We start from the raw sequence: 22,757 nt of genomic DNA, 5'->3' as shown, positions 1-22,757 counted from the left end.
GGCGCAGGCTCGAATGCGCGCTCCAGGGCATCGAACACAAAGCCCAGGGCTACGAACTCGCCCAACGCTGGATCGACAACACAACGACGGGCCACGACCCAGCGGCGGGGCAGCACCTGAACGCCGGTGACATCGTCGTTGCGGCGGACGATGTCGAGAACGAGTCCGAGGTGCTGTGCGGTCCAGTCGGCGAGGTGGCCGGTGTAACCGCCGTCGGCCCAGATGTGTGACAGTCGTCGCAAGCGGCTCTTCGCCGCTGGCAGCAGCATCCGGGCGGCGTCCCGGTCGGTCGTGGAGGCCGGCGTGACCAGTACGGCCAGCAGGAGTCCGAGGGTGTCGGTGAGCAGGTGCCGCTTGCGTCCGTTGATCTTCTTTGCGGCGTCGTATCCCCGGGAGGCGAGGGTGACGGTGGCGTCCGCCTTCACCGACTGCGAGTCCACGATGGCCGCGCTGGGCTCCGGGCGGCGGCCCTCTGTCCAGCGGAAGGCATCGCACGCCATTTGATGCCGTTGTCGACGAGGTAGCGCACCGCGTCGATCATCTGCCGGTGGCAGTAGCCCTCCGGGGCGGCAGGTGCCCAGCGTGCGGTGCAGAGACGGTAGCCGGGTTCCTCGCCGCGCTCGGTGCACGCCTCGGTGATGTCGGTGCAGTGCGCGGCGAGCACCTCATTCACGATCGTTTCGCCCAGGCCGGGTTCGCGGCGGCGGCCGCGCTGGACGAGGGCGAGGTGGCGGCGGGCCTCGGCGAGCAGGTGACGGCGGTGGAAGCAGCCGTCCTTGTTCATCACGAACACCGTGGCGGTGACGGCGACGGCCGCCAGGGCGACATCGACCAGGGCCGTGGCCCGGGCCCGGATCGCGGCGGCCGCGGCGCTGGCCCGCCAGTCCTCCCGCAGCTGCACCAGCGAGCGAGCCCGCGGCTTGGCGGGGCGGGTCTTACGTGCGGCGACCCGGTTCAGCTTCGCCCGCGCCCGCTCAGACACGACGGGCGCGAACTTCAGGTTGCCGTCGTCGTCAGCTCGTTCGGGACGCCGGCGACTTCTTATGACCGGTCGGCGCCCGGCGGTCACAAGGATTTCCCTTTTCCTCGCTGTCACACCTTCGCTCCACCGATGAGGCCGCCGACCGCGGCGCGGAGGCCTGCGTTTTCGGTCTCCTCGGCATCCCCAGTCGCGTGTACCCGCCCGCGGGCACGCGTGGGGAATGACCCCCGCTCACACGGTGGTCCGGGGTGAGATCGAGGGAGGTTCTGGGTGCGCCAGTAGGAGGCCCCATCAGGATGGGTGACCCCCTACTGGTGTCCCGCCTCGGTTCAGCGCCTACGAGCAACGTAGATGCAGGCTGCTATGCCAGGAGCCGCCCCTACCAGACAAAGCATGGCCGTTCTTTTCTCCCCCAAAGCGAAGGCCAGGAGCAGGAGGGTGATCATCACTACTGAGTAGCCCACCATGAGCCATCTCAATGGGCGACTGGGAGACCAGTTCTGCATGCGGCGCGCTCCACGAAGCTAGTTCCTCAGCTTGACTACAGCCACGATCCCGCCGATGACTCCTGCAGTGCCTCCAATCGCGGTGCCTGCCACAGCACCCGCACCACAGCCAGGAAGGGTCGCTACAAAGAAGCCCACTCCGCAGCCGATACCGGCACCCGTCATGCCACCCGCAGTACCCGTGCCTACGACCGTCGCCACGTCCGCGGCAAAGTCATCGATGCTGTAGAGCCCACTGGGGTCGCTGTTGTTGATGAAGTCGCCTGCGGCGTACAGGTAGGGGTTGGTCTCCTGCCCCGACGGGTCGGGTTGGGTGAAGCGGGCGAGGGACGGGTCGTAGTAGCGGTGGCCCATCTTGTACAGGCCCGTCGGGTCGAGGTACGTGCCCGCGTAGCGGTACGGCTGGGGGACTGCCTCGGTGGTCGTGCCGCGCAGCTGGCCGGTGGGACCGTAGGCGTACGTGTGGGTGCGCTTGCCCGTGTCGTCGGCGAGGCCGAGGACGTTGCCCGTGGCGTCGGTGAGGTAGTAGTAGGACTTCCCCCCAGTCGTCATGGAGTTCAAGGTGCCCGCCGGTTCGCGGATGAATCCGGTGTCGACGCCGTTCGTGGTCGTGGAGGCCAGGCCGAGTGCGGTGTGGTGGAACCACGTCGAACCCAGCTTCGTGCGCTCCGAGTTGTCCGTGCCCGCATGGACCAGGTCGTAGCTCTTGCCGCCCGTGGTGATGGAGGAGAGCTGGCTGTGGTCCGTCCACGTTTCGTTCGTGCGGGCGGTGGGGCTCGCGGCGGCGGTCTCGTTGCCGAGCTTGTCGTAGGACCAGCCCGTCGTCGAGCCGTTCTTCCCCGTCAGCTGCGAGGCGTCGTCGTAGGTGTACGTGGTGCCGCCAGGGCAGGCGTTCTTGGTGCCGTCCTGGCTGGTGAGGTTGCCGGCCTTGTCCCAGCAGTACAGCCACGACGCCTTGCGCGTGCCCGCAGAGTCGGCTTCCAGGGTGTAGCGCAGGCGGTCCTGGGAGTCGTAGTCGTAGGTGGTCTTGTACTTGGTGAGGTTGTCGGTGCGGGTGCGGATCTTGGTGGTGTCCTTGCCCGCGGTGTTCTTGTAGCCGTAGGTCAGGTCGATCAGTGTGGTCGTACCCGAGGTGGTCTTGACGGCTTCGGGGCGGCCGTTGTCGTCGATCGTCACCGACTGGGTGGTGCCGCCGGGGTAGACGGTCTTGGTGCGCTTGTCGTTGTTGTTGTGGTCGAAGTCGGTCTTCTTGCCGTCCGGGGCGATCAGGTGGTCCAGGCGGCCGGCCTTGTCCCAGGTGTAGTCGGTCCTGCCGGTCGGGTCGGTGTAGTGGTCGACCTCGCCGCCCGGGGTGTAGGCCAGCGCGGTCTGGGCGCCGTTCTGCAGGGTGCGGACGCTTTCGCGGTTGAGCTTGTCGTAGGTCCAGCCGGTGGTGCCGGAGGCGTCGGTGCGGGACTTGACGTTGCCGTCGCCGTCGTAGGAGTAGGTGACCGTGGCGTTGGTGGAGGACACCTTCGTCACGCGGTCGCGGTTGTCGTAGACGTAGACGGCCTTGATGCCGCGTCCGTCAGTGACGGTCTCCACCCGGCCGAGCGCGTCGTAGGTGTACCCCGTTTTACCCAGCGGCGCGGGCGGGGTGACGGTCTTGAGGTTGCCCTTGGCGTCGTACGCGAACGAGGTGACCTTGCCACTGCCGTCCTTGGCGGTGCAGCGCTGGCCCTCGAAGCCGCCGCAGGTCGGGGTGTCCTTGTTGTAGGTGTACTCGCGGGTGCCGCCCCCGGTGCCGGAGGTGGTCACCGACATCGTGTTGCCGTTGGCGTCGTACTTGAAGGTGTCCTTGCGCCCGTCCGCGCTGGTGAAGTCGTTGGGCAGGTCCGTGCCTGCGATCGTCTGGTACGCCGTCACCGAAGCCGTCGCCCCGAGCGGGAGCTTCTGCGAGACGGCGTTGTTGCGGCCGTCCCAGCCGTAGGTGGTGGTGTTGCCGCCCGTGCCGTCCGCTCCCGTGCCCATCGCGTCGATCGCGGTCTGCACCAGGTGGTTGGTGTACTTGGCATGGCGGGAGTGGCTCAGGGGGTCGGTGACCTTGGTGACCTCGCCGTCCGCGTTGTGGGCGTACTGCGTCTCGTCGCCGTCGGGGTCGGTGACCGTCGTGGTTCCCGCGTCGGCCGGGGTGGCGGCCGTGTAGTCGTAGCGCCAGGTCGGACCCGTGTGGCCGCCGCCGGAGGACTCGGTGGCGCGCTGCATGGAGGTGACGCGGTTGTGGTCGTCGTAGGTGAACAGGGTGACGGTGCCCTCGGGGGTGGTCACCTTGGTCAGGCGGCGTGAGGAGTCGTACGCGTAGGCGGTGGCCTTGCCGTCGGTGTCGGTGACCTTCGCCAGGTTGCCCGCCGGGTCGAGGTCGAACACCGCTGTGCGGCCCGTGTGGTCCTTGGCCTGCCACTGGCTGGCGTTGGTCTTCACCAGGTCGATCCAGCGGCCCGATCGGGTCTCGGTGAGCTTGAAGCCCTTGTGCTCACTGCCCTCGTCGTGCTGGTCGACGGTGATCGTGCCGTCGTTCTTGTCCGTGACCTTCGTCAGCGTGCCGTGCGCGTCGAAGGTGTCCTTCGTGCCGGACTTGCGGTGGGTCAGGGTGTAGGTGCCGTCCGCGTTCTTCTTCAGGTCCTTGGAGTAGCCCGTCGGCGTGGTGTAGCCGCCGGTGGACGTCTCCTTGAAGCGCAGGGCGTCGCCGGTGGCGTCGTAGACGACCACCTCACCGTCGCCGGTCTGGAGGTAGCGCTCGTACGCCTGCCACCAGCGCTGCGACACCTTCCCCCAAGGCGCCTCAAGGGAGTTGTACGTCCGTGTCAGCTGCAGCTTCTGACCGACACCGGCGATGTCGAAGTCCGTCGCGGCGAGCATCAGGTTGCCGTCGGAGACGTTCACCCGCGCCACGAGTGCGTCGTTCAAGCGCGTGTCGATGATCCGGTGCCAGGGCACCTCGCCCTGTCCCTCGGGAACGAACGGCGTGGCCTCGGCGGCGGCCGTCGCACGCTGGGCACCCGCCTTGCCGCCCGTACGGGCCTGCTGTGCCGCCCGCCACGCGGCGACCTCGGCCGACGGCTTGGCCTCAGCCTGTGACTCCGGTGCCTTCACCGACCCGGCCGGCGTCGCAGGAGCCTCCACCTTCGTCGGCTTCGTCCACGGACTCTCCGGCTCCGGCAGCTCCGGCTTCGGTGCAGCCGCCAGACCCGGCGTCGCGGCGATCACCACGGCGGCCGTGATGATCGCCGCGGTAAGAGCGGTTCTGTGTGTTCTTCGGGCACGCCAGAGCGACGTGCTCTTCGCACGTGAATGCATCAGCTTCCCCCCACAGGAAGTCAGACAGACAGTCAGAACCGGTGATCCACACGGTCACCTCGGCCACACAAGCTGCCAGAAGAAGCGCACAAACGAGCGGGCGGTGCCCCGCAACACCCATCCCATACGGCCCGGAATCAGCCTCACCGCTTCGACTGGGCGAAAGTGGACACGACGGAACAACCCACCACCACTCAACGAGGGAATTGTCCATTCCGTAACCAATCCGGACGGGCACACTGACCGAAATCCTGCGACCGCATCTCAATCAGTGCGTCCTGACCGGCTACTGACTACTTTTCGGTCAGGTTCAGACCTGGCCGAGGAGTGCGCAGAGAGCGCTTACCAGCTTTTGAACGCGAAACCACACCGGCACAACTTGTCTCAGAGCCAGCGGCTAGCTGGCGGGGTTGCTACAGGCACAACCGCACTCCATGCACACTGACGGCGTCCGGCACCTTCCGACATTGTCCACGCCCTTGTGAAGGACTCCCCCGCGATGAGTGAACCGGGCAGAACCCTGCCCTCCTCCCGCACCCACCCCGCCTCCGACCGGCTCACCCGAGGTGTCCCGCACGCCAGCCGCCTCACATGCTGGAGCCTGGCCACGGGAATGGCCACAGCCGCCACTGACCTGATCCTCGAACCACAGACCCCTTGGTGGTCCGCGCTCTGGCTCATCCCCTGGTACCTCACCGGCCTGTTCATCCCACTCTGGGCGGTCCTGCGCGCCCGCGAGAAGGCCGCTCAGCAATCCGACCAGGGCGACGACGAGCCACCCCGGCACTGGGACAAAGCCGCCTGACCCACCAGATCCGCCGGGGCCACGAGGACGTCCAGATCGCGATGCCGGCCCCGGCCAAGCAGACACTCGACGAGCAGCGCACCGCGCGAGTCCAGGACATTCGGCGCGCGGCCTACGCCGACTTCCTGATGGCCGCCGATCATGTATACGCCGAACGCAAGGCCCAGGCCGTATACGGCCCGCAGCCAGAGCGGCCTGAGCGTCTCCTTCTGTCGAAGTCCTTCAGCAGCAAGCAAGGCGGTTGGGCGATCCCGCGACCCCAGTACAAGCAGCGACGCCTGACGGCACCTGTTGACGGCATCGTGCAAGAACGCGGTGCTCAGACGGCCGAGGATATCCGTGGACAGGATCGGGAAAGCCGGACCGACGCCAAGGTCCCCGCCCCGGCCGACATCGCTACGCGGCTGGGCATCGCCGAGGGCGACCTGTGCGTCAGAGTTCCTGGCGGACGGCAGGCCGGTGCAACTGTCGACGAGTTGGGAGCCGTACGACCTCACCGCAGGGACTCTCGTAGTTCTCCCCGAGGGAGGCCCGCACGCCGGGGCCGGTGTCGTGAACCGCATGGCCGCGATCGGCGTCACCGTCAGCCACGCCGTGGAGCAACCGGAGCCAAGGCAGGCCACCGCCGAGGAGGCCTCTCTTCTGGGAATCCAGAAGGCCGCGCTCGTCACGCACATCCGGCGGACGTACTACAGCGACGACGGGCGCCCCGTCGAGACAGCGGACATCGTGGTGCCCGCCGATCGCTGCGAGATCGTTTACGAGATCCCGATCAACCGGTAGGCGCGTCTTTCGCGGGCGGGCTGCGGTTAGCGCTTCGGGAGCATCTGCGTCTATCGAGCGGTGCGAACGGTCTGCCGTGCCATTCACCTAGCAAGGCGGCCCACTCCGATGAGGGCTGCCCCAAGCGATCACCCCTGGGCCGTCCCTGGGCCGTGCGAGGGTGCCCGAGGCCGACCAAAGGCGACCGACAGTGGCAGTCGCCCAGCAGTCGGCATCCGAGAAAAGCCTGGTCAGCCGCCCACAGCCATACGCGTTTCCGCCCAGGGGTGGCGGTACGGCAAGATGGGGTGTATCTGCCCACTGCCAGTTTCAAGCTGCCGGACGGTTTCTCTTGGCTGAGTTCATTTACACCATGCGCAAGGCGCGCAAAGCGCACGGCGACAAGGTGATCCTCGACGACGTGACGACGAGCTTCTACCCGGGAGCGAAGATCGGCGTCGTCGGCCCGAACGGCGCCGGCAAGTCGACGATCCTGAAGATCATGGCGGGTCTGGAGCAGCCGTCCAACGGTGACGCCTTCCTCACCCCTGGTTACACCGTCGGCATCCTGCTGCAGGAGCCGCCGCTGACCGAGGACAAGACCGTCCTGGAGAACGTCCAGGAGGGTGTCGCCGAGGTCAAGGGCAAGCTCGACCGGTTCAACGAGATCGCCGAGCAGATGGCGACCGACTACACCGACGCGCTCATGGACGAGATGGGCAAGCTCCAGGAGGAGCTCGACCACGCCAACGCCTGGGACCTCGAGGCGCAGCTTGAGCAGGCCATGGACGCGCTGGGCTGCCCGCCCGGCGACTGGCCCGTCACCAACCTGTCCGGTGGTGAGCGCCGCCGTGTCGCGCTGTGCAAGCTGCTGCTGGAGCAGCCCGACCTGCTGCTGCTCGACGAGCCCACCAACCACCTCGACGCCGAGTCGGTGAACTGGCTGGAGCAGCACCTGGCCAAGTACCCGGGCACCGTCGTAGCGGTCACTCACGACCGGTACTTCCTCGACAACGTCGCCCAGTGGATCTGCGAGATCGACCGCGGCCGCCTCTACCCCTACGAGGGCAACTACTCGAAGTACCTGGAGACCAAGGCCGCGCGCCTCAAGGTCGAGGGCCAGAAGGACGCCAAGCGGCAGAAGCGTCTGAAGGAAGAGCTCGAGTGGGTGCGGTCCAACGCCAAGGGACGTCAGGTCAAGTCCAAGGCGCGTCTGGCCCGCTACGAGGAGATGGCCGCCGAGGCCGAGAAGATGCGGAAGCTGGACTTCGAGGAGATCCAGATCCCGCCGGGCCCGCGTCTGGGCAGTGTCGTCGTCGAGATCAACAACCTCAGCAAGGCCTTCGGCGAGAAGGTCCTCATCGACGACCTCAGCTTCACGCTCCCGCGGAACGGCATCGTCGGCATCATCGGCCCGAACGGCGCCGGTAAGACGACCCTGTTCAAGATGATCCAGGGCCTGGAGGAACCGGACTCCGGTTCCATCAAGGTCGGCGACACCGTCAAGATCTCGTACGTCGACCAGAGCCGCGAGAACATCGACCCGAAGAAGACCCTGTGGGCCGTTGTCTCCGACGAGCTCGACTACATCAACGTCGGCCAGGTCGAGATGCCCAGCCGTGCCTACGTCTCCGCCTTCGGCTTCAAGGGCCCGGACCAGCAGAAGCCGGCCGGGGTGCTCTCCGGCGGTGAGCGCAACCGGCTGAACCTCGCGCTCACCCTCAAGCAGGGCGGCAACCTGCTGCTCCTCGACGAGCCGACCAACGACCTGGACGTCGAGACGCTCAGCAGCCTGGAGAACGCGCTGCTCGAGTTCCCCGGCTGCGCCGTGGTCGTCTCCCACGACCGGTGGTTCCTGGACCGAGTCGCCACGCACATCCTCGCCTACGAGGGCGAGTCCAAGTGGTTCTGGTTCGAGGGCAACTTCGAGTCGTACGAGAAGCACAAGATCGAGCGGCTCGGCCCGGACGCCACCCGTCCGCACCGCGCCACCTACAAGAAGCTGACCCGGGGCTGATCGATCTTGCGGCACATCTACCGCTGCCCGCTGCGTTGGTCGGACATGGACGCGTACGGCCATGTCAACAACGCGGTCTTCGTGCGCTACCTGGAGGAAGCCCGTATCGACTTCCTCTTCCGGCCGGAGAAGGATTTCCAGCAGGGGTCCGTGGTGGCACGCCATGAGATCGACTACAAGCGGCAGCTCGTCCACCGGCACCACCCGGTGGACATCGAGCTGTGGATCACCGAGATCAGGGCCGCGTCCTTCACCATCACCTACGAGGTGAAGGACGACGACGTGGTCTACGTACGGGCCTCGACGGTGGTCGTGCCGTTCGACTTCGAGGCACAGCGTCCGCGCCGGATCACCGCGGAGGAACGGGAGTTCCTCCAGGAGTACACGGATGACGCCGAGGAGGAGGCCGTCGCCGCATGACGGTCCTGCACCTCGTCGACGAGGGGGAGGCGGCGGATCTCGCGGCCTTCCTCTCCCGGCTGCTCCACTACGACCGTGGAGCCGCGGTGCGCCTGCAGGCGGCGGGCACCGCACTGGCCGTCTTCGGACGGCCGCCCTCCTTCGAGGTGCTGGCCGTGCGCGCGGTGCGGCTGGCGAAGCCGTACGAGAACGGGCTGGACGTCACGCTCGACGTCACCGTGTCCGCCGGTGAGCTGCTGGAGTCGGTGGACGAGACGGCTGCCACGGCTGTCGTGCCGGGTGCCGTGACCGGTCCGCCGTGGGCCGGTGTGCTGCCGCCGCGCGGCGGCTGGCGGCCCGAGCCGGGGCTGCCCGCGCCGGACGCCCTGCGGTCGCTGGTCGCCGCCGTGGTCGCCGAGTTCCGGTCCCGTACGCAGGAGTTGCCGTCCGAGCGGCGCACCAGGGCCGAGCTGGACGGGATCGGGCGGGACATCTGGTCCCGTACGGTCGGCGACACCGGCCTCCCCGTGCGGGTCGTGCACGCCGCGCAGTCGCTGGGCTTCCTGCGGCCGGGGGTACCCCTGGGGCTGTTCTCCTCGGGCGCGTGGCTCCGGCTGCGCACGCCGTACGGATCGGTTGCCGTACGACGTGCCGGGCTCGGGGCGCTGGACGTCAGCGTCCGCTGAACCCACCGCCGTCCCTCACCCTCAGCCCGGCGCGTTCACCATCGAGGCGGCCGCGTACGTCAGGTAGTTCCACAGCGTGTGCTCGTGCTCCTCGGACAGCCCGAGTTCGTCGACGGCGACCCGCATGTGCTTCAGCCAGGCGTCGTGCGCCGCACGGTCGACCGTGAACGGCGCGTGCCGCATCCGCAGGCGGGGATGGCCGCGGTTGTCGCTGTACGTCGTCGGGCCGCCCCAGTACTGGATGAGGAACAGCACCAGGCGCTCCTCGGCCGGGCCCAGGTCCTCCTCGGGGTACATGGGCCGCAGCAGCGGGTCCTCGGCGACTCCCTCGTAGAAACGGTGAACGAGCCGGCGGAAGGTCTCCTCCCCGCCGACCTGCTCGTAGAAGGTCTGCTCCTGAAGCGTGCCGCGCCGAATCTCATTCACGCCCTCCATGCTCTCAGACGCGGGGACATAGGACTCAAGGCCTAGGACCGCCCCCGCTGCCCTTACTGTGGGGGTATGGGCGGGCATGCTCCCGACAGGGAACCGGAACCGGACGGGCTCGCCGCCTCCGCGCGGGCGGCACTGGTACGCCGGATCGACGCGAGCGGGGCCTGGGCCGCCGACCCGCTGTGGCGCGAGGCGTTCGCGGCGGTCCCCCGTCATCTCTTCGTGCCGTACTACTACGTCGGCGTCGCCGGCGGCTACGAACGACGCTGGGGCGAGAGCCCCGACCCTCGGGCGCGTGAACGGTGGGTGCTCGGTGCCTACGAGGACACCCCGCTGGCGACCCGGCTGCGCGACGGCGAACTGCTCTCCTCCAGCAGCCAGCCCTCCCTGATGGCGGACATGCTGGCCGCGCTGTGCGTGACGGACGGGGACACGGTCCTGGAGATCGGCGCCGGCACCGGCTACAACGCCGCGCTGCTCGCCCACCGGCTGGGCGACGACAAGGTGACCACCGTCGATCTCGACCCGGAGATCACCGAGTCGGCCCGCCGGCACCTGGCCGCGGCCGGATACCGGCCGGTCGTCGTCACCGGCGACGGCGCCCGGGGCGTGCCCGAGCGTGCGCCGTTCGACCGGATCATCGCCACCTGCGCCCTGAACACCGTGCCGCGCGCCTGGCTCGCGCAGAGCCGTCCCGGCGGCCGGATCCTCATGCCGCTCGGCACCGGCCTGATCGTCCTCACGGTGAGCGACGCCGGGCATGCCGAGGGGCGGTTCCTGCACACGCCCGCCTACTTCGTGCCGCTGCGCGGAGGGAACCGGCCCTGGGGCGAACCCGCCCAGTTGGGCGGGGTGCCGCGCAGGGCCCGGGAGGACGACCTGTTCCGCTTCCTGCTGACGCTGACCCGCGGCAGCCTCGATCCGCAGGAGGCGCACGCGCTGTGGGAGCAGGAGGGCATGCCGCAGCGGGAGCGCTACGGCATCACGGTCAGCGGCGACCATGAGTGGGCCTGGCTGGACGACCCGGAGGGGCCGTACGCCTGGCCCCTCCCGTCCTGATCCGGAAGGGCTCGCTCAGCCCCGGCGGATCGTGATCGTCGTCCAGGCGCCCACGTGCACCCGGTCGCCGTCCTGCAGCGGGACGGGGACGAACGGCTGGATCGGTTCGTCCGAGCCGTTGACCGTCGTGCCGTTCGTCGAGTTCTGGTCGACGACCGCCCAACTGCCGTCCGGCTGCTGGACCAGCACCGCGTGCTGGTGCGAGACGCCCGGGTCCTCCGGCGGCACCGCCAGATCGACGTCGGGGGTGTCGCCGGTGGAGTGCCGGCGGCGGCCGATCGTGATCTGGTTGCCGGTGAGCGTGCGCTGCTGCTCGGGCGAGTACGCGGGCAGGTTGAGGCCCGCGGCCTCGGGGCCGGAGCGCTGCATCATCGCCATGAAGTAGTCGCGGTCCGGGCCGATGGTCGCGGTCCAGGTCGACGGTCCCTGCGGCGCCTGGGGCTGCTGCGGGAAGCCGCCCTGACCCGGACCGGGAGGAGCCTGCGTCGCGCCCGGCTGCGGGTAGCCGTAGCCACCGCCCTGACCGGGACCGGGAGGGGCCTGGGTGGCGCCGGGCTGCGGGTAGCCGTAGCCGCCCTGCCCCGGACCGGGAGGGGCCTGCGTCGCGCCGGACTGGGGGAAGCCGTAGCCGCCGCCCTGACCGGGGCCGGGGCCGCCGGGGCCGCCCGGACCACCAGGACCGCCCGGGCCGGAGGTCGGCGGGGAGATCACCCAGTCGTCCTCACCGCCGCCGAACGGACCGCCCTGCCGCGGCGGCCGCTGGGTCTCCTGCGGGAATCCGGGCGGGGCCGGCGGGCCGGACTGCTGGAAGGCCTGCGGAGCGCCGGGCGCACCGGGGCCGCCGGGACCACCGGGGCCACCAGGTCCACCGGGGCCGGGCGGCGGCGGGACCGGCCGCGAGGGGTCGGCTCCGAATCCGGGCGGGCCGGGGGGACCACCGGGTCCGGGGTGACCGCCAGGGCCGGGAGGACCACCAGGTCCGGGAGGACCACCAGGACCGGGAGGACCACCAGGACCGGGAGGACCACCAGGACCGGGAGGACCACCAGGACCGGGGTAGCCGCTGGGGCCACCGGGTCCGCCGGGACCACCGGGTCCGCCCGGTCCGGGGAAACCGCCGCCGGGAGGAGGCGGAGGGCCCGAGGGATCGCTGCCGAACGGCGGGATCGGCTCGGCCGGGCGGTTCATCTGCGACGGGCGGGAGCCCTGGTAGTCGTACGAGTCACCGCCGCCGTAGGACGGACCCGACGGGCCGGGACCGGGCTGGCCGGGAGGCTGGAAACGTACGCCCGGGCCGGGCGCCTGCGGGGGCGGGGCGGCGGGGGTGTACGAGGTCGCCGTGTTCGTCAGGAAGTTCCACCGGCACTCCTCGCAGAAGGGCGCGCCGCCCTCACGCGGCGTACGGCACTGCGGGCAGAGCTCCGGCTCGGCGTTCGGCACGGCGGACAGGTGCGGAGGGCGTCCACCGGGACCACCGGGCGGGCCACCAGGGCCACCGGGTCCACCGGGTCCACCCGGACCGCCGGGGGGCGGGAAGCCGTAGCCGCCGGGCGGGGGCGGTGGAGGGGGCGGAGGCACGGCACCCGCCATGCGGTGACCGCAGACCTCGCACCAGTCGTCGGAACCCGACTGGTGTCCGTTCGGGCAGGTCGGCATGTCGGCCCGTCCCTCCTTCGATCTCTTCTAGGTCACTTCTTTACACGAACGGTCTTGGTGGACCGGGTCTCGAGCGTCATCTCGTCGGCCTCCTGAACCTTCGCCTTCAGTCGCACAGTACCGGTCGCGGCATCGACCACGTCCACCACCTTCGCAAGCAGTTTCGCAGTATCGGCGTTCCCGGAGGCACTCGCGAGCTGAACGGCCCGGCCCAGTTTGGCCGTTGCTCCGTCCATATCCCCCGCTTTGCGAAGGTCCAGCCCATGCTGGATGGCCTGTGCCAGTTCGGCCTGGCCGGTGTAGTGGGCGACCTGGGGGTTGATCGACGTCGAGGCGACCATGTCGTCGGTCCACACGGCCCTCACCAGGCCCTGCGCGCCGAGGTTCTGGACGCTGCCGTCGGGCTGCGGAATGACCAGCGAGATCCGGGCCGCCAGCATCTCCTGCCCGATGTGCGCGGCCGGGACCTCGACACAGACGTGGTAGTCACGGGACTCATCGCCCCAGGAACCAAGGGGGTAGTCGCCCGCGCGGGGGCCCGCCTCGGTACGCCTGCCGGTCAGCTCCTCGACCGTCGGCGCGACCTGCTTGACGAACTTCACGGTGGTGTCGACCGGGGTCCACAGCCGCAGGGAGACGTCCGCGACCTCCTTACCCATCGCCGTCTCCATCATCTGCGTGAAGTCGGCGGCGAGCCCGGCCGGATCGGCGACGATGTCGGCGGTGCCGAGCAGGGCGGAGGCGATCCCTGTGACTTCTTTCACTTCCCAGTCGGTGCCCACGCCACGCGCGTCACAGGTGAAGCGCCCGGCGCACGCGTCGAGCGCGGCCTTCAGGTCCTCGGGCGATTCGTGCTCATTGCGGCCGTCGGTGAGCAGGATGCCGTGCCGGATGGCGACGTCCGCGGAGGAGAGCAGGCGGTCGGCGAGTTTCAGCCAGGTGCCGATGGCCGTGCCGCCGCCCGCGCTGAGCGAGCGCAGCGCCTGCTTGGCCTGCTCGCGCGTGGTGGCGTCGGCGACCGCGACGCGCCCGCCGCCCGGGTAGACCTCCTTGGCCACGTGCGTCCCGCCGATCACCGCGAAGTGCACGCCGTCGCGCAGGGTGTCGATCGCGGCGGCCGTGGCGTCCCGGGCGTTGCGCATCTTGGTCGGCGGGTAGTCCATCGACCCCGAGCAGTCGACCATGACCGCCACGGCCGCGGACGGGCCCTCGCCGGGCGAGTAGAGGTGGGGTGCCGCGACCGCGCTGCCGATCGTGCCGCCGCCGGTCGCCGTCACCGTGACGATGGCGTTGACCTCGCCCGCGCCTTCCGGCAGGTACTCGTTCTGGTACACGTCCACCGAGAACTGCGGCACGTTCGACTTCGAGAAAATGGCCATGCCTGCTTCGATCCCCCTCGAAAGCCCCCACCGGAGCGGGGTGATGACGGTAGGCGGACCGGTCCCCTCCGGTCCGCCGAGGCGTCCCCGTACGTGGCCTCAGGCCGATCCTGCCCCCTGGGGCACGGCGGGGAACGGCACGAGGGCCACTGTTACGTTGTCGTGGCCCCCACCGTCCAGGGCGTGGCCGACGAGCACCCGGGCGCTGTGCAGCGGATGCGCGGCGGCGTCGAGCGGGAGGACCCGGGCCAGCTCCTCGGCCGCCTCCGCGTAATTCCACAGGCCGTCCGTGCAGACCACCACCACGCCCGGCCGGTCCGGCTTGAACGCGGCGGTGTGCGGTTCCAGCTCGTAGGCGTCCGCGCCGAGCCAGCCGGTGATCGCGTGGGCGCGCTCGTCGGCGTAGGCCTCGGCCTCGTTCATGAGGCCCGCGGCGACCATCTGCGCGGCCCACGAGTCGTCCTCGGTGAGCCGGGCGGGGGGAGCGCTCCGGTCGACCGGGACCCAGTAGGCGCGGCTGTCGCCGACCCAGCCGACGATCAGCAGGCCCGACGTCACCACGGCGCCGACGATGGTGCACGCGGGGGCGTTCTGGTGCGGGGCCTGCTCCAGGGCCGTGGCGGGCTCGGCGGCGAGCGAGTTGACGGCGCGTGAGGCGGCGACGATCGCGTCGTGCATCGCCTGCTGCGGGTGCGCACCGCGCGGCAGGGCGGCCAGCACCGCCTCGCTCGCGGCCCGCGACGCCGCCTGGGAGGCGTCGTCGGGACGGGTCGCCGAGGAGACTCCGTCGCAGACGATCGCCACAGAAGCGGGGGTGCCGTCGGGCAGCGCGGTGGTGCCGATGGCGAACGCGTCCTCGTTGCGGTGGTGGCGCAGGCCGCGGTCGCTGACCGCGGCCACCGGGCCGGACTCCTGCTCCATGTGGTCCCGTTCACGCGGCTGGGCGTGGCCGCAGTTCTCGCAGTAGCCGTCGTCGTCCACGCGGCCGGCACGGCAGGCCACGCAGACCTTGCCGCCGGATCCGGCGGCCGGGGCCGCGGGCTCGGCGGACACCCGTGGGTCCGGTGCCTGGAGGAGGTACTCGTCGGGCTGCATCTGATCGGGCTGGGGTTGATCGGGCTGGGTCTGATACGTCTCCGGCGGCGCGGCATGTCCGTCGGGCTGCGGCCTCCGGTCGAACCGCACGCCGGAGGCCGGGGGCGACTCCGGCGGCATGGGGCCGCCCGTGGCCGGGACTTGAGGGGCCGCCGGTCCCGATGCCGGCCAGGGCGCGCCGGCGGGTGGCGCCGGCGGGCGCTCGGGATACTCACCGGCCGGAGCGCCCTGGCCGGGCACCGAGCCGTTCATGGTGATGGTCGGGTTGTCCTGCGGCCGTTCGGGCACGGCGGACAGGTCATATCCGCACGCGCCGCAGAAACGGTCACCCGATTCGAGGGGTTCCTCGCAACTCGGGCAGGCGGACAACTGGGGCATCTGCGACATCAACTACACCCACGTCCGGGGGCGGTAACGATTGGCACGTTCCACCAGGTCGATCCTCTCCTCGCCGCCCCGCGCCAGCCGGGCCAGCGTGCGGTACGAGCGTTCCAGGCCGAAACGCAGGCCCCGCTCGTCCAGGCCGCTGCCGAGCAGCGTCCGTCCCCCGGCGGCGGGAGGGACGGAACCCTGGCCCCCGGAGAGTACCCAGTCCAGGGCACTGCCGAGGACTTCGGCCGACAGTTGTTCCCGCCGCGCCGGATCCAGACCGTACGCCTCCAGCGCTTCGACCTGCGCCGCGGCGGCCGTGAGATCCTCCAGGAACGGTACGTCGGAGGCGGCCGCCGTGCGTTGCCTCAGCCGCGCCCGTACGGCCGCCACGCGCGCGGCCGTGTAGTGGATGGAGGACTCCGGGACCGACTCCAGCGTCCGTACGGCGCTGCGCCGGTCCCCGCTCGCCAGTTGTACACGGGCCAGCCCGAACGCGGCGCTCACATAGCTCGGGTCGGTCGACCACACCAGCCGGTAGTACTCGGCGGCGTTGTCGAGCTGGCCCAGCACCTCCGCGCACAGGCCCAGCGCCAGCTTGGGCGCGATCTCGCCGGGGAAGGCGTCGTAGATCGCGTCGAAGGCGAGCGCGGCGCCCTCGTCGTCGCCGGTGACCAGCGCGGCCACGCCCCGGTACCAGACCACCCGCCAGTCGTCGGGCCGCTCGCCCTCCAGCGTGACCAGTGCCTCCAGCGCGGCGGCCGGCTCGCCGGTCTCCAGCCAGGCCCGGATCTGCCGCAGCCGCGTCTCGGTCGACGGGGCCGGGGCCGCCGCGAGGGCTCCGAGCAGCTCGGCAGGCGCGGAGGTCATCAGGCCCGCCAGGAAGCCGGCGTTGGGGTCGGACGGGTCGACCCGGGGGACGGGCAGGGCGAGGGCTGCGGCGGGGGCGTCGACGGGTCTGACGAGGCCGGCGGGAAGGGGGACGTGGGATTGCCCGCCGCCTGCCGGGAGCTGAGCCGCGGCCGGTCCCTGCACCCCGCCGGCGGGCAACTGGGCGACGGCCGGTCCGGAAGCGGTGGCGGCGGGCAGCGCGGCGGCGGTCGGGGAACCGCGCCGCGTCCGCACCACCCGGGCCCCCAGCCGGGACACCTCACCGTCCAGCCGCGGGAACAGCTCCGTGTCCGTGACCCGCAGCTCGGGTCCGAACAGGGTGGACAGGGCGGGCCGGGCGCGGCCCGTCTGCAGGGAGACGACCTCCCGCAGGACGCCGGTCAGCTGCTCGGTCATCTCCTGCGCGGAGGCGAACCGGCGGGCCGGATCGGGGTCGGTGGCGCGGACCAGCAGGCGGTAGAACGACTCGTACTGCCGGAAGACCTCGATGTGGTCCGGGTCGGGCAGGGAGTCCGCGTAGACGTTCGTGTAGCCCTGGAAGTCGAAGGTCAGGACGGCGAGCGTGCGGGCGACGGTGAAGAGGTCGCTCGCCACCGACGGGCCGGCCTCGGCCACCTCCGGCGCCTGATAGCCCACCGTGCCGTAGATGGCCGACTCCTCGTCGTCCATCCTGCGGACCGCGCCCATGTCGATCAGCTTGAGCTGGTCCTCGGTCTGGATCGCGTTGTCGACCTTGAAGTCGCAGTACAGCAGGTTGCGGCTGTGCAGATGGCCGAGCGCCTCCAGCGCCTCGATGCCGTACGCGCAGGCCTGCTCCACCGGCAGCGGATCGCGCCTGCCCTGCGCGGTGCGGCGGCCGTTGGCGATCTCCTTCAGCGACTTGCCGCCGACGTACTCCATGACGATGTAGCCGTCGAGGGAGCCCGTGCGCTGGTCCAGGTGCTCGACGAAGTTGTAGATCCGCACGATGTTGGCGTGCTCGATCTCCGCGAGGAAGCGACGTTCGGAGATCGCCGCGGCCATCGCGTCCTGGTCGCCGGTGTCCAGCAGGCCCTTGAGGACCACCCAGCGGTCCGAGACCGCCCGGTCGACGGCCAGGTAGATCCAGCCCAGACCGCCGTGCGCGAGGCAGCCGACCACCTCGTACTGGCCGTGCACGACGTCACCGGACTTCAGCTTCGGCACGAACGAGTACGGGTGGCCGCACTTGGTGCAGAACCCCTCCGTGCGCCCCGGCCGGTCACCGCGCGCCCGGCCCACCTGGGCTCCGCAGTCGGAGCGCGAGCAGAACCGCTTCCGCTCGGGCACCTCGGGGTTGTCCAGGACCATCTCGCGCGGGTCGGGCCGCGGGATCGGCGGCACCTCCACCAGCCCGGCACCCAGCCGGCCCCGGGACGAGGAACCGGAGCCGGAGCCGGAGCTGCGCACCGACACCGAGCGGCTCGTCGACTTGCCCGACAGGGACCGCGAGAGGCGTCCCGACACCGAGCGGCGGGACTTCGACGACTGGGACGACGTACGGGAACTGCGGCTGCTGGAGCGGGAGCTGCCGCCGGCGCCCGAGCCGCGCGAGCCTCCCTTGCCGCCGGCGGTGATGCCGGTGGGGGGCGAGGCGACCATGCCTCCCCCAGAGGGGGGACCCCCAGCCGCGACGACCGGGGCGAGGCCGCAGGTGTCGCAGTACAGTTCGCCGGCGCCCACGTCTTCGTAGGTGCCCGTGCAGGTGGGGCGTTGACATGTGCGTGCCTCGGTCATGGACTCCCCCTTGTCGCTCATGCGCCCGGCCCCCTCCGGTCGTCCTCGACTGCGCCCTGGTCCGGCACCCTCGGGCCGCCGAGCAGCTCCAGGGCAGCCTGCTGGTAGCGCAGCACGGCTCCTTCGGCGGCGCGCAGATCACAGGGTGCGCTCCACAGCATGCGGCGCGCCTTCTCGTACCGCTCCACCAGCAGCGCGTCCTCCGCGAAGCCGTGCCGCGCGACCTTCGCCTTGTACGCGTCGAGCCGGCCGCGCAGCTCGGCCCGGACCGCCAGGGGCGCGGTGACCGCGGTCAACGACTCGCGGGCGCGCAGCAGTTCGTCCTCGGCCTTCTGCTCCAGCGACTCCAGCAGCGGGGACAGCCGGTGCCACTGCCCCTGCCTGCGGTACTCCGCGGCCGCCGCCACCTGCTCCTGCAACACCGTCGGCGGTCCGCTGACGACCGGCACCTCCGTCGCCGCGAGCTTCGCGAGGACCTCGCCGCGGGCGATGCGCGCCTCGGCCAGCGTGCGGTCCGCGCGGCTGAGGATGTCCCGCAGCCTGACGATCCGCTTCTCGGCGTCCTGCCGGACCGTCAAGACCGCGTCGATCTCCCGGCGTACGTCCTCCAGGGCGCGCGCCTCACGGTCGTACACCGTCGTGTCCGGCCGGCCGCCGCCCGGAGCCGAACTGCCCTCCGCCGACAGCCAGAACTCCAGCGGGTCCGAGATCACCTGCTCGCGCAGCTTCGTCAGCGTGCGCGTGATGCGCTCCAGGTCGTCGCCCGCCGGGTGCTCTCCGGGGCGCACACCCACCGAGTGCGCGAGCCTGCGGGTGCGCTGGAGTTCGGCCGCCAGCAGGTCGATCCGGGCGGGCAGGGCCGACCAGACCGCGTCGGCGGCGACGACCATGTCCAGGCTCGTCGCGTACAGCTCGTTCATCCGGTCGACGAGGGTGATGAGCGAGTAGCGCTCGCTGAGCTTGTTCGCGGCGCCGTGCAGGGTGGGGGCGTTGGCCGTCGCGGTGGCGCTGCCCGCGACGGTGACGGACTCGCCGGTCAGCAGTTCCGTCAGCTCCACCAGGTCCTCGCGGCTGGACCAGCGGCGGCGGGAGCGGATGTCGCGGGCGGTGCGCAGGGCGTCCGTGTACGCGTCGAAGTAGGTCCACAGCAGCGTGATCGACGCCTCCGTGGACGTCCAGCGCTCCTGGGTGACACCGGTGAGCTCCGCGCCCTCCAGGAGTCTGCGGCCCGCGTGGTCCTGCAGGGCGAGGAGCGAGGTCTCGATCGCCTCGTGCTCCGCGCCGAGCCGCGCCAGCGCACGGTCCACCTCGTCCCGGTCCATCACCGGCCCGGTGGATCCCGTGACGCCCATCGATCACCTCTCGCTGCGGTAGTGCCGGTTGGCTTGGCGGTTGGATTGGCGGTTGGGTTTGGGTCGGCTTGCCGGTCGGGGATTCGGTCGGGTTGTGGGGCCGGGTGTCGGTCGAGCGGTCAGGTGCTGCGGAGATACTGCGGAGCCGGTGGTTCCGACTTCTTCGCATCCTTGCCCAGTGTCGCCGACAGCCATTTCTCGTACGAGGCCTGCCAGCCGTTCGCGGTGTCCTTGCGGTAGTCCACCAGGATCTGGTTGACCCGGCGTACCAGATCGTCGGCGTCCTTCTTCATCGCCACGCCGTAGTACTCGGCAGTGAAGGCGTCACCCTTGAGCTGGACCGTCGGATCCTGTGCCGCCTGGCTCGCGGCGAGGGCGCCGTCGGTGACCACGGCGTCGACCTCACCGAGCTGGAGCCTTACCAGGCAGTCGAGTTGGTTCGGGACGGTCGTGGAGATGTCGGTGGTGGCGGGGAGTTTGCCGTCCTTCTGGTCGGCCTCCAGCGTGGAGTACGCCGTCGAGCCGGCCGCCGTGCAGACCTTGCGGTTCGCGAGCGTGTCGTCGTAGCCCTTGACGGGTGAGGACTTCGGGGCGAGGACCTGCTGTCCCGTCTTGAAGTAGGGCGCGGAGAAGGCCACGTCCGCGATGCGATCGCAGTTGATCGTCATCGTGCGGACGACCATGTCCACGCGGCCGTCCTGGATCGCCGGGATGCGCTGGTCGGTGGGGATCGCCTTGAACTGGACGGCGTCCGGGTCGCCGAGTATGTCCTCGGCGATGCGGTGGACCAGGTCGATGTCGAAGCCCTCGAGCTCCGCGGTCTCGCCGCTGTTGGGGTCGCGGTAGCCCCAGCGGTAGCTGTTCTGGTCGACGCCGACGATCAGCTTGCGCTTCTCGCCCTCGCGGTCCTTGATCGCCTGGATGGTGTCGCCGTCGGCGGAGGAGGGGGACAGCGTCTGCTTCTCGGGGGCCTCGCAGTCCTCTTCGGCCTTCTCGACCGTGGCCTGGGAGGCTTGGGTGACGGCCCGGCCGTCGCCGATGCCCGGTCCGGACAGCGGGACGCACAGCGCGAAGACCGCCACCAGGGCGCAGACGACCGCCATCGTGGCCACCCCGCCCCAGCCCTTCAGGCTGGCCCGCAGACGTCGTGCTCGCATGCTCGCGCCCCCTTTCACGTCTCCCCTTGTATCCCGTGCCCCGTTCATCGGTACTCCGACAGCCTGCGGCCGATGCCCAGCACCGCGCCCGCGGCGCCCAGGACCGCGAGGACGGCCGCGCCCGCCGACAGGCCCGTCAGGGCGTCCCGGCCGTCGTCGGCCGCGCGCTTGAACTCGATCTCCTCGTGCGCGAGTGCCGTGCGCAGGTTCTCGTCGACGCTGTCGAAGCACTCGCCGGTCGCGTCCCGGGTGCCGATGACCCTGTCCAGCGCCTGCTGGTAGTTGCCGTTCTCGTCCTGCTCGCGGGCGGCGGTGTGGCGCTTCTTCCACTCCGTCATGTTGCCGACGGCGGCGGTGACGGGCTGTTCGCCCGAGGTGTCGTCGGCGAGGTTCGCGGCGTCCGCCAGGTACTTGCCGAGGTCGGCCATGTCCGTGCGGAAGTCGTAGTCGTAGGCGTCGAAGGTCCGCGCGCCGACCTTCTTCGTCTCGGCGCCGCGGGCCACCAGGGTCAGGTTCTCGTTGCCACGTGCCTTGAGGGAGGCGATGCGGGCGTCGTGCAGCACGTTCAGGGAGCGGACGCCGTGGTCGTAGGAGTCGTTCAGGCCCGCGCGGGCGACGCTGTGGCCGACGACCAGCCAGAGCAGGACCACCGTCGCGGTGGCGGTGGCGGCGACCAGGCCCTGGTTCAACACCCGGTTCGTACGTCGGTAGTTGCGGTGCTGGGCCCAGGCGAGGGCGGCCAGGGCGGCGAGGCCGAGGGCGATGGCCGCCCAGGGGTAGGGCGTGGCGTCCGCGTAGTCCGCGCGCAGGCGCTGGTTCTCCTTCTTGTACAGGTCCTCCGCCGCCGGGAGCATCTGCTGTTGCATCTTCTCGTTGGCGTAGCGGAGATAGGCGCCGCCGACCGGGAAGCCCTGGCGGTTGTAGGTGCGGGCGCGTTCGACCAGGCCCTTGTACTCCGGGAGGAGCTTGTTGAGCTTGGCGATCGTCGCGGTGGACGGGGAGTCCGGGTCGGCGTTGGCGGCCGCGTTGACGAGTTTGTCGGCGGCCGTGCGGATGTCCTTCTCGTAGCGGTCGCGGGAGGCGGCCGTTTCCTGGCCGCCGGCGAGGAAGCCGCTGGAGGCGGCGGTGTTGGCGTCCGCGAGGGAGCGGTAGATGTCGGCCGCGTCCGAGCTGAGGGGCTGGCTGCTGGTGAGGACGTCGTCCGCGGCGGCCGCGCGGTCGGTCATCTGCCAGGCGGTGACGGCGCCGAAGGCGACGACGAGCAGGGCCAGGAGGGCGCCGATGATGCGCAGGCGGCCGGGCTCGGTGGTGGCGGCGGCGCGGAGTTGGTCGAGGCCCTCGGCGAAGGCGGTGCGGCGGGGCGCAGGGGGTGGGGATGCGGCGGGGCCGCTGCCCGGAGGCCGAGCCGGCGTTGGTGGTGCCGGCTGCGCCGGAACTGCCGGGAGAATGGGCAGGCTCGGGCCCGGTGGTGGTGGGCTGCTCTTCGGCAGGTGTGTCACTGTGACCTCCCCCATGGTCATCCGTCACCGCAAGTATCTCTGCCGGCACTGACATCCGCACCGGCCTTGCCTCGATCTTGATCGGATCGCAGCGTGAACCACCACCCCTGCACAGGAACACGTCAGGGCGATCGGTTCGGTTCCGCGTGCGGATGCGCGCGGCTGGTGAATGCGCGCGGCTATTCGACGTAGCGGCGAAACCCTTGCGCCAGGGCCTTGAAGCCGCACGCTTCGTAGAAGCTGTGGACGTAGGCGTCGTCCGCCGCGAGCAACTGCACCTTGTAACAGCCGGCGGACTCCCCCAGCCGCACGACCGCCTCCATCAGCTGCCGTCCGACGCCACGCCGCTGGAAGCGATCGGCGACCACGACGTTCTCCACGAACAGGATGGCCCGGCCCCCGCGCGTGAGGTTCGGCATGACGACACAGTCGGCAGTCCCGGCGACAGCGCCGTCGGCATCAGCCACCAGAACGGTCCGCCCCTGCTGCCCGGATATGGCCGCCCATATCTCATCTGCGGCCGCTTCGGACAACGGCGCGTCGTCCGGGTTCAGTTCCCGGTAGAGGACCAACAGTGCAGACAGGTCCGTGTCGGTTGCTGGTCGCACCGTGATCTTCAT

General features: G+C 70.6%; 16 protein-coding genes and 3 pseudogenes. 7 read left to right on the top strand and 12 right to left on the bottom strand.

What is annotated here, in order from left to right; translation table 11 throughout:
• Positions 1-5: 5 nt before the first annotated feature.
• Positions 6-230: pseudogene (locus ACZ58V_RS14400) on the top strand (hypothetical protein); the annotation flags it as partial.
• Here the strand turns inward: ACZ58V_RS14400 and ACZ58V_RS14395 are convergent.
• The 3 genes and pseudogenes from ACZ58V_RS14395 to ACZ58V_RS14385 form a co-directional block, all read right to left on the bottom strand.
• Positions 153-500 (bottom strand): annotated as a pseudogene (locus ACZ58V_RS14395) (transposase); the annotation flags it as partial. The pseudogenes ACZ58V_RS14400 and ACZ58V_RS14395 sit on opposite strands and share 78 nt — an antisense overlap.
• Positions 422-982: a hypothetical protein gene (locus ACZ58V_RS14390; RefSeq protein ID WP_471290210.1), complete on the bottom strand. Its 561-nt coding sequence runs from the start codon at positions 980-982 to the stop codon at positions 422-424. The pseudogene ACZ58V_RS14395 and the gene ACZ58V_RS14390, both read right to left, overlap by 79 nt.
• Positions 983-1,506: 524 nt before the next feature.
• On the bottom strand, positions 1,507-4,737 hold the full coding sequence (locus tag ACZ58V_RS14385; protein ID WP_471290209.1) for an RHS repeat-associated core domain-containing protein: 3,231 nt from the start codon (positions 4,735-4,737) through the stop codon (positions 1,507-1,509).
• A 586-nt stretch (positions 4,738-5,323) separates the two neighbouring features.
• On the opposite strand from ACZ58V_RS14385, the gene ACZ58V_RS14380 reads away from it, so the two are divergent.
• The 5 genes and pseudogenes from ACZ58V_RS14380 to ACZ58V_RS14360 all read left to right on the top strand — a co-directional run bounded on the left by ACZ58V_RS14380 (position 5,324) and on the right by ACZ58V_RS14360 (position 9,493).
• Positions 5,324-5,629: a hypothetical protein gene (locus ACZ58V_RS14380; RefSeq protein ID WP_471290207.1), complete on the top strand. Its 306-nt coding sequence runs from the start codon at positions 5,324-5,326 to the stop codon at positions 5,627-5,629.
• 344 nt (positions 5,630-5,973) lie between these two features.
• A pseudogene (locus tag ACZ58V_RS14375) lies at positions 5,974-6,412 on the top strand (UTRA domain-containing protein); the annotation flags it as partial.
• Positions 6,413-6,743: 331 nt separating this feature from the next.
• Positions 6,744-8,408 carry an energy-dependent translational throttle protein EttA gene (gene ettA, locus ACZ58V_RS14370; protein WP_382826692.1) on the top strand — a complete coding sequence of 555 codons (1,665 nt, stop codon included), beginning with the start codon at positions 6,744-6,746 and terminating at the stop codon, positions 8,406-8,408.
• A gap of 6 nt (positions 8,409-8,414) precedes the next feature.
• Positions 8,415-8,828, top strand: a complete 414-nt coding sequence (locus tag ACZ58V_RS14365) for an acyl-CoA thioesterase (RefSeq protein ID WP_184592777.1) — start codon at positions 8,415-8,417, stop codon at positions 8,826-8,828.
• Positions 8,825-9,493, top strand: a complete 669-nt coding sequence (locus ACZ58V_RS14360; RefSeq protein WP_468189875.1) for a DUF8185 domain-containing protein — start codon at positions 8,825-8,827, stop codon at positions 9,491-9,493. The genes ACZ58V_RS14365 and ACZ58V_RS14360 overlap by 4 nt, the downstream gene beginning before the upstream one ends.
• Before the next feature lie 21 nt (positions 9,494-9,514).
• Here the strand turns inward: ACZ58V_RS14360 and ACZ58V_RS14355 are convergent, their stop codons facing one another.
• Positions 9,515-9,928, bottom strand: coding sequence for a globin (locus ACZ58V_RS14355; RefSeq protein ID WP_184592781.1), 414 nt, complete (start codon positions 9,926-9,928; stop codon positions 9,515-9,517).
• Between the two features lie 66 nt (positions 9,929-9,994).
• On the opposite strand from ACZ58V_RS14355, the gene ACZ58V_RS14350 reads away from it, so the two are divergent.
• Positions 9,995-10,984, top strand: a complete 990-nt coding sequence (locus ACZ58V_RS14350) for a methyltransferase domain-containing protein (protein WP_471290205.1) — start codon at positions 9,995-9,997, stop codon at positions 10,982-10,984.
• Between the two features lie 15 nt (positions 10,985-10,999).
• Here ACZ58V_RS14350 and ACZ58V_RS14345 read toward each other — a convergent pair whose 3' ends face one another.
• The 8 genes from ACZ58V_RS14345 to ACZ58V_RS14310 all read right to left on the bottom strand — a co-directional run bounded on the left by ACZ58V_RS14345 (position 11,000) and on the right by ACZ58V_RS14310 (position 22,757).
• Positions 11,000-12,640, bottom strand: coding sequence for an FHA domain-containing protein (locus ACZ58V_RS14345; protein ID WP_471290204.1), 1,641 nt, complete (start codon positions 12,638-12,640; stop codon positions 11,000-11,002).
• A 32-nt stretch (positions 12,641-12,672) separates the two neighbouring features.
• Positions 12,673-14,019, bottom strand: coding sequence for a vWA domain-containing protein (locus ACZ58V_RS14340; protein ID WP_432960440.1), 1,347 nt, complete (start codon positions 14,017-14,019; stop codon positions 12,673-12,675).
• Positions 14,020-14,118: 99 nt separating this feature from the next.
• Positions 14,119-15,501 carry a PP2C family serine/threonine-protein phosphatase gene (locus ACZ58V_RS14335; protein WP_471290203.1) on the bottom strand — a complete coding sequence of 461 codons (1,383 nt, stop codon included), beginning with the start codon at positions 15,499-15,501 and terminating at the stop codon, positions 14,119-14,121.
• A gap of 3 nt (positions 15,502-15,504) precedes the next feature.
• Positions 15,505-18,129, bottom strand: a complete 2,625-nt coding sequence (locus tag ACZ58V_RS14330; protein WP_468190508.1) for a serine/threonine-protein kinase — start codon at positions 18,127-18,129, stop codon at positions 15,505-15,507.
• A gap of 17 nt (positions 18,130-18,146) precedes the next feature.
• Positions 18,147-19,481 carry a hypothetical protein gene (locus ACZ58V_RS14325; protein ID WP_468189884.1) on the bottom strand — a complete coding sequence of 445 codons (1,335 nt, stop codon included), beginning with the start codon at positions 19,479-19,481 and terminating at the stop codon, positions 18,147-18,149.
• Positions 19,482-19,600: 119 nt separating this feature from the next.
• Complete coding sequence (locus ACZ58V_RS14320; RefSeq protein ID WP_468189886.1) at positions 19,601-20,638, bottom strand: glutamate ABC transporter substrate-binding protein; 1,038 nt, start codon at positions 20,636-20,638, stop codon at positions 19,601-19,603.
• Between the two features lie 44 nt (positions 20,639-20,682).
• A complete protein-coding gene (locus tag ACZ58V_RS14315; protein WP_471290202.1) occupies positions 20,683-22,137 on the bottom strand; it encodes a hypothetical protein in 1,455 nt (484 codons plus the stop codon).
• 179 nt (positions 22,138-22,316) lie between these two features.
• Positions 22,317-22,757, bottom strand: a complete 441-nt coding sequence (locus ACZ58V_RS14310) for a GNAT family N-acetyltransferase (RefSeq protein WP_471290201.1) — start codon at positions 22,755-22,757, stop codon at positions 22,317-22,319.

The organism is Streptomyces sp. NPDC040589 (assembly GCF_055594445.1).
This window is presented reverse-complemented; position numbering and strand designations above follow the sequence as displayed.